The 11,747-nt window shown below is 73.1% G+C and carries 8 protein-coding genes; 5 read left to right on the top strand and 3 right to left on the bottom strand.

Annotated features, from left to right (window positions below):
- Positions 1 to 179: 179 nt before the first annotated feature.
- Positions 180 to 1,103 carry an O-methyltransferase gene (locus MY526_RS22035; RefSeq protein ID WP_436705080.1) on the bottom strand — a complete coding sequence of 308 codons (924 nt, stop codon included), beginning with the start codon at positions 1,101 to 1,103 and terminating at the stop codon, positions 180 to 182.
- 377 nt (positions 1,104 to 1,480) lie between these two features.
- Here MY526_RS22035 and MY526_RS22040 point away from each other — a divergent pair, with 377 nt between their 5' ends.
- A complete protein-coding gene (locus MY526_RS22040; protein WP_436705081.1) occupies positions 1,481 to 2,236 on the top strand; it encodes an endonuclease/exonuclease/phosphatase family protein in 756 nt (251 codons plus the stop codon).
- Between the two features lie 261 nt (positions 2,237 to 2,497).
- The gene (locus MY526_RS22045; RefSeq protein ID WP_436691448.1) at positions 2,498 to 2,788 is read left to right on the top strand and encodes a hypothetical protein; all 291 of its coding nucleotides are present in this window, start codon (positions 2,498 to 2,500) and stop codon (positions 2,786 to 2,788) included.
- A 10-nt stretch (positions 2,789 to 2,798) separates the two neighbouring features.
- Here the strand turns inward: MY526_RS22045 and MY526_RS22050 are convergent, their stop codons facing one another.
- Positions 2,799 to 5,537: an AAA family ATPase gene (locus tag MY526_RS22050; protein ID WP_436691449.1), complete on the bottom strand. Its 2,739-nt coding sequence runs from the start codon at positions 5,535 to 5,537 to the stop codon at positions 2,799 to 2,801.
- A 155-nt stretch (positions 5,538 to 5,692) separates the two neighbouring features.
- Between MY526_RS22050 and MY526_RS22055 the strand changes: the two genes are divergently transcribed.
- The 3 genes from MY526_RS22055 (at position 5,693) to MY526_RS22065 (ending at position 9,284) form a co-directional block, all read left to right on the top strand.
- Complete coding sequence (locus MY526_RS22055; RefSeq protein ID WP_436705082.1) at positions 5,693 to 6,460, top strand: HD domain-containing protein; 768 nt, start codon at positions 5,693 to 5,695, stop codon at positions 6,458 to 6,460.
- A 130-nt stretch (positions 6,461 to 6,590) separates the two neighbouring features.
- On the top strand, positions 6,591 to 7,973 hold the full coding sequence (locus tag MY526_RS22060) for an alpha/beta fold hydrolase (protein ID WP_436705083.1): 1,383 nt from the start codon (positions 6,591 to 6,593) through the stop codon (positions 7,971 to 7,973).
- 405 nt (positions 7,974 to 8,378) lie between these two features.
- A complete protein-coding gene (locus MY526_RS22065) occupies positions 8,379 to 9,284 on the top strand; it encodes a DUF4349 domain-containing protein (protein WP_436705084.1) in 906 nt (301 codons plus the stop codon).
- 24 nt (positions 9,285 to 9,308) lie between these two features.
- Here MY526_RS22065 and MY526_RS22070 read toward each other — a convergent pair whose 3' ends face one another.
- Positions 9,309 to 11,660 (bottom strand): galactose oxidase-like domain-containing protein, encoded by a 2,352-nt coding sequence (locus MY526_RS22070; RefSeq protein WP_436705085.1) that lies wholly within the window; start codon positions 11,658 to 11,660, stop codon positions 9,309 to 9,311.
- Positions 11,661 to 11,747 lie beyond the last annotated feature (87 nt).

Consider the following 11,747-nt stretch of genomic DNA (forward strand, 5'->3'; position numbering starts at 1 on the left):
CGGACTCAGGCTGTGAACGATGTCCCGAGACAGGTGTGCACGATGTCCTGAACTCAGACACCCTCAGCTCCACCCCGATGACCAGGCCGTTCTCCCTCGGGGAGAGCGGCCTGCGTCGTTCTCCGGTTGCAGCGGTGGTTGCACGCCGGAGGGTGGTCGGGCGCGCCCGGACCAACCTCTCAGGCCGAGCGCCCCAGGTACGTCGACTCCAGAACGACATCCCGCAACAGAGACTGGTACTCGACGTGGGCACGATGCTCGGTGGTGCGCCACAGCGTGTCCTCGTGGTCCCTCATGTAGCTGTGGAAGGCCGGGACGCCGGGGAACCTGATGTTGTCCGCCACCACCACGGAGCCGAGGTGCAACCAGCCCTCATCGAGGATCCGTTGGAGGTCGGGCAGGTAGGCGTCTTTCGCATGGTCCAGGAAGACGAGGTCGAGCGAGCCCGCCCTGAAGCCGTGCTCGTCGCGCAGCCGGCGCAGCGTCTCACCGCCGTCGCCCAACGTCCCGACGACGACGGTCACCCGGTGGGCGACTCCTGCGTGGGCCAGGACCCGTCGCGCGATCTCGGCATTCGCCGGGTTGAACTCGATCGAGTACACGTGCGCGTCGGCCGGCATCGCGCGGGCCATCCGTAGGGCGCTGTAGCCACAGTAGGTGCCCAGCTCGAGGAGGCGACGGGGCTGGAGACGATGGACGGCGTCGTCCAAGATCGCCCCCTTCTCGTCTCCCACGTTGATGAGGAAGCTGTAGTGGCGGCAGAAGCCGTCGACGACCCGGATGACGTCGTCCACGTCGCCGGGCCGGGCGTGGGTCTCGACGTGGTCGGCCAGAGCCGCTTCCCGACCATCTCCGACCTGCCACTCGGTGGCCAGGTGCTTGCTCCGCATGACCATCCGCAGGAACGACCAACGGAGAAACGGCACGGGCTTGCCGGAGAGCTCGTTCGCGGTGATCGCCGTCCCCAGTCCGGCCGCAGACCACAGAACCCACCGTGGAACGGGCCGCACCGGCGACCCGAGCATGCATGCCGCACCCGCGACCAGAGCGCAACCGGCGAAGGTCCCCGACCGTTTCCGTACCTGCTCGACGGCAGCTCCCATGACGCCTCCCCGGCACATCGCGAGCAACTCTCCGCCGGTCACACAAGCGCTGTCCACGAGAGCCGACCGGAGAGCGGCTCGTTGGGGCACGGACATGCCCGCGCGACAGCCGACGTGTCAGCACGGACGGATGGCAGCGCCCAGACGCCCCGAGCCAGCGGCGGCGGCTACTCGTCTCACTTGTGCCGCTACACTATGTAGTCATCGTGTGCTCATTCGGTGGCCCGCGCGCCTTCGGCCCGCCCCCGCTCCCAGGGGAGGCCTGTGCACCTCAGCCCGACCACACGCGCGGAACGGCGGCCATCGGCGTTCCGGCGGCCGGCACGTCGTCGGCCGCCCTCGCCGACCCGGCCGCCCCCGATCGGCCGCTCCGCGTCATGTCCTACAACATCCACCACGGCGAGGGCGCCGATGGTCGCCTGGATCTCGGCCGCATCGCGGCCGAGATCCGTGACTCCGGCGCCGACATCGTGGGACTGCAAGAGGTCGACCGGCACTGGAGTGAGCGCAGCGACCTCGCCGACCAGGCCGCGGAACTGGCGCGGGAGCTGAACATGCACGTGGTGTACGGCCCGAACCTGGACCTCGACCCGCTCGACCCCGGTGAGCCGCGGCGTCAGTACGGCAACGCCATCCTGTCCGACGCGCGCATCCGCGAGTGGCGCAACACCCTGCTGCCTCGCACCGGGGACTTCGAGCAGCGAGGCCTGCTCGAGGCGCTGGTCACCGTGCGCCGAGTCCCTGTGCGGGTGTTCACCACGCACCTGCAGCACAACAGCCAGCCCGAGCGGATGGCCCAGATCGCCGCCATCCGGGAGGTGATCGGCACCTGCCACGAGTTCGTCGTCCTCACCGGTGATCTCAACGCCCGCCCGGGCACCCCGGAGATCGACGCCATCACCGAGGACCTCATCGACGCGTGGACCGAGGCCGGCGTGGGACCCGGCTACACGTACCCGGCCGGGAATCCCCACGCCCGCTTCGACTACGTCCTGCACGGCATCGACGTCATGACGTGCACTGCCGCTGTGCTCAGCACCGACGGCTCCGACCACCTGCCAGTCGCCGCCGATCTGGCTCTGCCCGGCGACCGGACGGGCGCCGGCACCTCGGCTCGTCCTTCCGACGGCTGATTCGACCGGGCCACCACCACGACTCCGACGACACCCTGGCGGCGCAAGGTCGGTCAACATCCGCGGGTTCGTGCTGCGAGCGCACACGCTCGACGAGCTGGTCGCGCTGGGCACGCAGGCCGCGGGGTTCCTCCAGCTTGCCGCCCATCTCCGGGGCCGAGCCCCTTGCGCGCGCCGACGCTCAGGGAGCACCGTTCCCCCACCCCAGACCGAGGGGCGCCGTCGTGGTGAGGAGCCTTGCCCGGCTCCTGGGAGGGCACGATGCACGCGGTCATCCGGCACTACAGAGGCAATTCGCAGCTGTTCGATGAGTTGGAGCGGCGGACCGACGAGGTGGAGACGGTGATCCGGAGCGTCTCCGGATTCGTCAGCTACTACCTCGTGCGGACCGAGGACGGCGGCGGGTTCAGCGTCAGCGTGTTCGAGGACAAGACCGGGACGGACGAATCCATCCGCGTGGCGGCGGACTGGGTCAGGCAGAACGTGCCTCAGGCCGCAGGGAGTCCCCCTGAGGTCATGGAGGGCAGAGTCGTCCTCCAGATGAGCAAGTAGCCCCAGCAGGTCACCGCAGTCGTTCCTTGTAGCCGAGGTTCAGACGCGCGAGTTCCACACGTGAGGTGACACCCGTCTTGGTGAAGCAGTTGCGCAGGTGGAACTCGACGGTGCGCGGGGAGACCCAGCACTGAGCGGCGACCTCCTTGTTCGACATCCCCTGGCTGACCAGCTGCGCGACCTGCAGCTCCATCGGCGTGAGCTTCGTCAGGGTCGACGGATCGCGCTTGCGAGCCGTCTCCCCTGAGGCGCGCAGCTCCGTCGCCGCACGCGTGGCGAGGGGTTCGGCGTGCAGTTCCTCGAGGATCTCCAGCGCCCGGCGCAGATGCGTGCGCGCATCCACCCGGTGCTGGGAGCGTCGGAGGAACTCGCCGTACGCGAGGTGAGTACGGGCCTGGTCGTATGGCCGGCCCCCGCGTGCGTGGTGGGCCAGGGACCGCTCGAACAGTCGGGGGGCTGCTGCCGCCTCGGCGAGGAGAGCGCGGCCGTGGTCGACGGCGGCCAGCGCCCACGGCCACCCGGTGCCCTCGGCGAAGGGAGCCAGCTCCTGGACCCAGGTGCTCGCCTCGTCGCGGCGGCCCGCGCGGACGGCGGCGTCGATCCGGTCCACCGCGGCCATGCGCCGGATGGCCGGCAGGCGCAACTGCGCCAGGTGGTGGCAGGCGGCGCTGGTGTCCCCGTCGGTGGTGGCCCGCGTTGCCTTCGCCCAGTGGGTGACGTCGCTGACGGGTCCGGCCAGGATGCCCAGCGGCTGGGTCGCGGTGACCTCCTCGACCCGGAGGAGCAGCGCGTCGTACTCGGGGTCGCCCTGGCGGGCGGCGAGCAGCGTCAGGAGCGCGAGCGGAGCGCCGGTCATCGGCGCCTGGCCTGCGCTGTCGCTGAGCGCGAGGGCTTCGCCGGCGGAGCCGGCCGCGGCCGTCCACTCGCCGGTGAGCAGCTGCGCGAAGACGAGACGCGGCAGCGCGTACAGCACGAGCATGCCGGCGCCTCTGTCTCGGCCTTCGGAGATCATCGCGGTGAAGCAGGCGGTGGCGGCGGCGTCGTCACCCAGGTGTAGAGCAGCGGCCCCGAGGTTCGACAGCAGGTCCGGGTCGCCGAGGCCGACGCCGTCGGAGAGCGCGTGACGCAGGGGTGCCATGGCCGCCGCCCAGTTCCCACGGCCTGCGTCCGTCATGCCGGCGAGCAGCTGCTTGATGCACCGGGCGCGGGGCGTGTCGGTGGGCCCCACCTCCGTCGAGGGCACCGCTCCCTGCATCGAGGCACCGCTGTCCCCGCCGTAGACGGCGAGCACGGTGGCGACCGCTGCCATGTCCAGCGCGCGAACCGGGTCGTCGGCGGCGACGGCCCGGGCGGCGTGCATCAGGATGCGGTGTCCATCGGTGGCGGAGCCGAGGGTGTAGGCGATGCGCCCGCGGAGTCGGTCGATGTCGGCGCGCAGCACCCGGTCATCGGCGAGCCCCCGAGCCTCCTCCGCCAGCCGGCCGGCCTCGGTGGTCTGGCCACCGGTCCAGGCGTTGCGTGCGGCCGCGAACAGGCGAGCGGCGCGCGGCTGCTCCTCAGCGGTCAGTTCGGCCGCCCGATGGTAGGCGGCGGCCGCCGCCACGAAGCCGCCGCGCTGTTCGGCGCGGGTCGCGGCGCGTTCCAGCGCCGCGACCACGTCCTCGTCGGGCCCTTCGGCCGCGGCGGCGCGGTGCCAGGCCTGTCGATCGGCGTCACCGGGCCCACCGAGAGCCTCTGCCAGCGCCCGGTGTGCCTCGCGCCGTTCCAGGCCGGTGGCTGCCTGGTAGATCGCCGACCGCACCACCGGATGCCGGACGCGCACGTTGTCGCCGTCGATGATGAGGAGGCCGGACCGCTCGGCCTGGACCAGCGCGGACGGGCCGACCCCGAGGAGGGCGGCGGCGCGCCGGATCGTTCCCAGGTGCCCGGAGTCGTCGGCGGCCGCGACGAGCAACAGGGTCTGCACGTCTTCGGGTAGTCGGCGGCACCGCTGCAGGAACACCCGCTCCATGCCCGTCGTGAGCGGCAGCCGCGCCGGCAACGGATCGGTTCCGAGCAGCTGCGCCGGCGTCAGGACGGTCGGCAGCTCCACCAGCGCGAGCGGGTTGCCGCCCGCCTGGGCCAGAAGCCGCTCACAGACCTCCTTCGCGACCGGATGTCCTGCCCGTTCGGCGAGCAGCGCCCCGCCCGCCGCCGCATCCAGCGCGTCGAGCTGCAGCGCCGGGACGCCGTCGTGGCGGAAGGTCGTCGCGTCTGCATCCCGGGCGGCGAAGAGGAGCGCCACCCGGTCGGCGTGCAGGCGACGGGCCGCGAACAGCAGGGCGGCCGCGGAGGCCTCGTCGAGCCAGTGGGCGTCGTCCACGATGCAGAGCACCGGGCCGTCCTCGGCCGCTTCCGTCAGGGCCGACAGGGTCGCCACCGCCACCAGGAACGGGTCGACAGCGGCCCCCTCTTCCTCGCCGAACGCCACCCGCAGGGCGCGGGCCTGGGGAGCCGGGAGCCGGTCGAGCAGCGCGCGGATCGGTCGCAGCAGCCGGTGCAGCGCGGCGAAGGCCAGCGGAGCTTCGGACTCCAGTCCCTGGGTGCGCAGCACCCGGGCTCCCGCCGCGCCGGCGACCAGGTCGTCCAGCAGCGCGGACTTCCCGGCGCCGGCCTCGCCGTGAACGACCAGCGCCGCCGCCCGGGACCGGCCGGCGCCCTCGAGCAGCCCCGCCAGCTGCGCCCGCTCAGGCTCCCGGCCGTGCAGCACGGGGCGACGCTACCCGGGGCGATCGCGTCCGACGGCCACTGAGAAGCCGGTGCTTCCACGGGGGTGAGTGGCCGGCGTCAACGGCGACAGTGGACCGGCCGGCAGCACCTGCCGGCCGGAGGCGGCCCGCGGTCGCCGGACACCGGGAGACGCTCATGAACGTCGCCGTCACGGACCTCGGAACACGCAGCTGGGTCGACCGCACGGGTGGGCAGCTGACCGCAGCCGAGCGCCGCTCGCTCCTGGTACCTCTGGCACGGACCCACGCCTCCAACGCGGTCGGGCGCCTGTCGATGCTGGCCCGGCTCAACTCCGGCCGGCGCGCCCAGGTGGCACCCGCCTCGGTGATCCCCCCGAACTCCGCGCTCACCCGGGCCGCGGTCGAGCAGGCGCAGCGTCGACTCAGTCCCGCGCTGCTCAACCACTCCTACCGGACCTTCGCCTTCGGTGCCGCGCTCGGCGCGCTGGAGGGGCTCACCGTCGACGCGGAGCTGCTGTTCGCCGCTGCGCTGCTGCACGACACCGGCCTGCCCGCCAGCGAGAAGAACGTCGACTTCACCCACACCAGCGCCCGCGTCGCCCGCGACGTCGCCGAGGAGGTCGGCCTGTCCTCAGCCGCCACCGAGACGATCCGCACGGCCATCACGCTGCACCACAACCCGGACGTCCCCCTGGCGCGGGGCCCGGTGGCCTACCTGCTGGCGGCCGGTGCTGGTGTCGACGTCGTCGGCCTGCACTCCTGGCGCCTGCCCCCGGATCTGCTCGCCGCGGTGGTGGAACAGCATCCCCGGCTCGGCTTCAAGGGCGAGTTCGCCGCCGCGTTCCGTGCCGAGGCAGCCCGTGTGCCACGAGGGCGGGTGCAGTTCCTGCGCCGCTACGGTGCCTTCGATCTCGCCATCAAGCTCGCACCCTTCCGCGGTTGATCCGCCGCTGCTCCCGAGGACCCGTCGGGCCGATCCCCTGCCATCCCGGTGGAACCACCGGGGTGAGCACCCGGCGCCGGCAGCAGGCTCGACACCTGCCCACCACGCCCCGCACGGAAGCGAGACAGTCATGGCGACCGCCACGCACTCCGCAGAACGACCCCCGACCTCCGACGGGCCCACCGGCACCGAGCGCCAGCAGGGCAGCGGCCCCATCCGGCGGATCATCGCCGCATCACTGGCGACTGGACTCGTCGCCGCCGCCGTGGTCACCCTCGGAGTGTTCGCCGGAGCAGGGGAGCACGCCACCACCGGGTCGGCCCTGCTCGGCTTCGCACTCGGCTGGGCGATGCTGGCGGTGCTGTCGGTCCGGATGACCGACCAGCCCCAACGCTGGGCGTTCATCCCGGCCGCCGGCATGGCCGCGACCGGTCTGGGACTGCTGGTCCTCGCCCCCGAGGGCGGTGCGCTGACCGCCGCCGGCTGGGTGTGGCCTGCGGTCCTGCTCGCGCTGGCGCTCTGGATGGGCCTCCGGGTGCGCCGCTCCCTGGCCGCCGGCAGCGGCCGCTGGCTGCTCTACCCCGTCCTCGTCGTCATGTCCGCCGCAGCCGTGGGCGGCGCGGTCGAGACCGTCGCGCTCGCCTCCGCCCAGAACAGGTACGCCATGCCCGGGCGGTCCTACGACGTCGGCGGCTACGAGCTGCACCTCGCCTGCACCGGCTCCGGCGGCCCGACCGTCGTACTGCAGAGCGGGCTCGGCGAGTTCTCCTCGTCCTGGGCTCGTGTCGCACCGGCTGTCGCCGGCACCACCCGGGTGTGCGCCTACGACCGGGCGGGGCAGGGCTGGAGCGACGACGCACCGCGGATCCAGGACGGACTGCAGGCCGCCGCTGATCTGCACACCCTGCTCGACCGCGCCGGCGAGAACGGCCCGTTCGTGCTCGTCGGGCACTCGACCGGCGGCAGCTACGCGATGACCTACGCCGCCCGCTACCCCGAGCAGGTCGCCGGCCTGGTCCTTCTGGACGCCTCCGACCCCTACCAGGCCACGGCCACGAACAGCACGGCCGACCCGAGCGTCCCCGCCGAGCTCGCCGTGCTGCCCAGCCTGGCCCGGCTCGGTATCGCGCAGCTCGTCCCGGCCTCCTGGTCCAGCCTGCCCGAGCCGGCCGCGGGACAGATCCAGGCGTTCGCCACCAGCCCCCGCGGGTTCCAGAACACGGCCGACGAGTCTGCCGCCATGCCCGCGCTGTTCGGCCAGGCACAGGCGCTGACCACCCTCGGCGAGACCCCGCTCGTGGTCCTCACCGCGAGCGAGACAGCGCAGACCAACGACGGCTGGTCGGCCGCTCAGAGTCGGATGGCCGCGCTGTCCGCCAACAGCAGCCATCGGGTCGCCGACACCACGCACGCCGCTCTGCTGGACGAGGAGCACGGCGCTGAGGTCTCCGCCCGCGCCATCGACGACGTCGTTCACGCGGTGCGCAGCGGTTCGCCCCTTGCATCGGACTGACCCTGGGGCGAACCGGCCGCTGCCCGGACCCAGGTACTCCGTGAACTCCCGGAACGTGGTGGCCCCGAGGACCATCCGCTGCTGCTCGTCGTACGAGGTGAGGCGGCGCTCGAGGAACTCCGGGCCCTGCTTGCCCCAGTAGCCGCCCCAGTCGCCGCCGTCGTAGGAGCCGCAGCCGTCGAGGCTGGAGAAGACGTCGAAGGTGTAGATCGCGGTCATCGTGCTCTCCTCGAGCGCAGTCGATGGGGTGTGGGAGACGACCGGGGAACACGGCGAGACTCATCGCTCTCGAAGCCGACGACCTCCGCCGGCGTCGGGAACGCCCCGTTCGAGCCGCGCCGTCCCCCGTCACGATTGGGCATCGACGCTGGTCGGCGGTCAGATCACCGGCCTACCGTCCGGACCGTGTGGCGCCGACTGGGCACGGCAGCCGCGGCGCTGGCCGTGGCGGTGCTCGTCGGCTGCACGGGACCGTCCGGCACGGCGTCGGGCGGCGCGGACGGCGGCGCCGCCGGGGGCCCGGTCGTTCCCGAGCCCGCGGTCCCGGGGGATCCCGGGGCCGCGCCGACCGTGCCGGTGGACACCGACCCCGACCGGCAGGTGGTCACGACCGCCACGGCCTCCGTCGCCGTCGAGGACCCGGCCGACGGTGCCCAGCGGGTCAGCGTGCTGGTGGAGGCCGCCGGCGGCCGGGTGGAGGAGCGCACCGAGCAGGCGGCGTCCGGGGAGGACGGGGTCGACGGCGCCGCCGCCGACCTCGTGGTGCGGGTCCCGGCGGACGCGCTGACCGGCGTCCTGGCCGACCTGGAGGACCTCGGCGACGTCGAGAGCGTGTCCGTGTCCCGCTCGGACGTGACCGCCACAGCGGTCGACCTGGACGCGCGGATCGCGGCGCTGCAGACCTCGGTGGCGCGGCTGCAGGCCTTGATGGACAGCGCGGCCACCACCGAGGCCCTCCTGGCCGCCGAGGACGCTCTCTCCGAGCGGCAGGCGCAGCTGGAGTCGCTGCAGTCCCAGCGGGCGCTGCTGGCCGACCAGGTGGAGCTGTCGACGCTCAGCGTGCACCTGCGGCCGTTCGGCGTGGCGCCGGCCGGGGGGCCGGAAGGCTTCCTCGACGGGCTCGGCACCGGCTGGCGGGCCCTGGTCACGGCCCTGGGCGCGGCCGTCGTCGTCCTCGGCGTCCTCCTGCCGTGGCTGGCGGTCGCCGTGCTGGTGGCCGCGGGGGTGCTGGTGCCGCTCCGCCTGATGCGGCGGCGGTCCGCGGTGGAGGCGCCGGTGCCGCCGGTGCCGCCGGTGCCGCCGCAGGGCTGAGCGGGCTCCGGTGCCTCTGCAGCCTCACCCGAGGCGCAGCCAGGCGGCGTTCGAGGGGACGCCGGCTTCGTCGACGGCGAAGAGCATGTACCAGCCGGGCGGCGCGAGCGCGGCGCTCGCCGGCAGCTCCACGCGCACCTCGTCGCCGTGCTGCGCGGTGAAGGCCACGTCGACGAGTCGCTGCTCGTTGTCCGCCGAGTGTGTGCCGGCGCCAGGACGGACCAGGGACATCCACCTCAGCGGCCGGTCGCCGGTGACCGTGGCGGTCAGGTCCTGCCCGTAGCCGGCGGTGGTGTCGGAGAGACTGATCGTCGGCCGAGGCCCGCGGAAGAGGTACGGCGGCCAGTAGACCTCGATGCGCAGCTCCTCGGTCCGGCGCGCCGGGTTCGACCCGGCGGTGACCACCCGGCCGTCGGGCACGAGCACGGCGACCGAGTGGTAGAGGCGGGGCACTCGCGACGTCGCGCCGACCGTCCAGGTCCCGGCCACCGGATCGAAGATCTCGGCGTCGAACGCAGCCATCGCCGCGTTCTCCTCCATCGCCGCACCTCCGTTGACCAGCACGGTCCGGTCCGGCAGCAGGGTGGCGGTCAGGTGCATGCGCGCGGCGTGCAGTGGCGCCACCGGCTGGTAGTGCGGCGTCGCCTCGGAGAGATCCACCACCGCGGCCTCGGCCACGGCCGGGACCATGACGTGCATGTCGGAGGCGCCGCCGCCGACGATCATCACCCGCTGGTCCTGTGCCGGCGGCAGCAGCACGCTGGTCGACTGGTTGCGCAGGTCCGGGACGCTGAGCCCCGGCACCTCGGTGGTCGCTCCGGTGGACAGGTCCCACACGGAGGGGCGGACTCCGTTGTTCCCGCCGTACTGGCCGCCGGTGTAGAAGACCCGCCCGTCGGCGAGGAGCACCAGGTGGCAGTACATCGGCCACGCGCCAGGTGAGGGCAGTGGCGTCCAGGCGTCGTCCGACGGGGAGTAGACCTCCGGGACCACGGTGAGGTTGCCGTCCTGGCCGACCCCGGAGATGGCCACGACCCGGCCGTCGGGCAGCGTCGCCAGGCTCGGGTACCACCGGCCGCCCGCCATGGAGGTCGCCGTCGACCAGGCGCGGGCGGCCGGGTCGAAGGCCAGGGCGTCGCGCAACCCGTGGAAGGGGTCGTACTGCTCGGTGCCCCCCGCGGCCAGCAGCCGGCCGTCGGCGAGGAACGCCTGGCCGCAGCAGAACAGGTCGACGGGCGTGTCCGGTGCGTCGAGCACCGCGGACGGGTACCGCCACACCCGGGTCCGGAACTGGTGCGCGGCCAGCTTGGCCTCGTCGTTGCCGGATCCGGCGAAGAACACCACGTCGCCGGTGTGCAGCAGCGCGGTGTGCACCGGGTTCACCTCGGTTCCGAAGTCCAGCAACCGCCAGACGCCCCGTTGCGCCGCGGTGTCCAGGTCGGTCGTCAGCCGGGTGGCCCGGTGGTAGGCGCCGTTGCCCTGTTCCGGGTTGTCGATGGTCAGGATCACGAGCTGATGACCCGGGGACCCCTGCTCCTGCGTCACCGCGATGGATGCACCGGCGTTCTCCCAGAACGGCCAGCCGTCCACCCGGGTCCAGGGACCCCACCCGTCGACCGCTCGTCCCGTCCCGTCGAGTCCCCAGCCCACGGTGTAGAAGCCGCCGTTGTTCCCGACCGGGTTGTCGACGCAGAACACGACCAGCTCCAGGTGGCCGTCGCCGTCCAGGTCGACGACGGCTGCGCCGGCTCCCTGGTTCTCCCAGAAGTTCCACTCCGGGACGGCGATCCACGGTCCCCACCCGCCGGTCACCGTCCCGTCGGCAGCGAGCTGCCGCCCGACCCGGTAGTACCCGGCATTCGAGCCCTCCGGGGCGTCGACCATCACCACGACGAGGTCGAGCCGGCCGTCCCCGGTCACGTCCGCGACGACGACGTCCGCGCCCTGGGTCTCCCAGAACGTCCAGTCCGGGACGGCGATCCACGGCCCCCACCCGCCGGTCACCGTCCCGTCGGCGGCCAGCCGGTGACCGACCCGGTAGTAGCCCCCGTTCTGCCCGGGTGGCGCATCCACCATGAAGACGACGAGGTCGAGGGCACCGTCGCCGTCGACGTCCGCGACGGCGACCCCGGCGCCGGCGTTGGACTCGGGGAACCAGTCCGGGACCTCCTGCCACGGCGCCCACCCCTTGGTGACCGTCCCGTCGACGAACCCGGCGCCGACCCGGAAGAAGCCCCGATTGCGCCCCACCGCCTCGTCGACCGCCAGCACCACCAGGTCCGGGACGCCGTCGGCGTCGACGTCGGCGACGGCGAGGCCGGCTCCGGCGTTCTCCCACCACGGCCAGTCCGGCACTCCGATGAACTCGTCAGGCATCCCGAAACCCCATTCCGAGGGCGGTGTTGGTCATGGCGCGACGCTCACCGGCCACACGCGCAGGGGCACGTCGACCCCAGTGACATG

Source organism: Geodermatophilus sp. CPCC 205761 (assembly GCF_051383655.1).
Classification (GTDB): Bacteria; Actinomycetota; Actinomycetes; order Mycobacteriales; family Geodermatophilaceae; genus Geodermatophilus.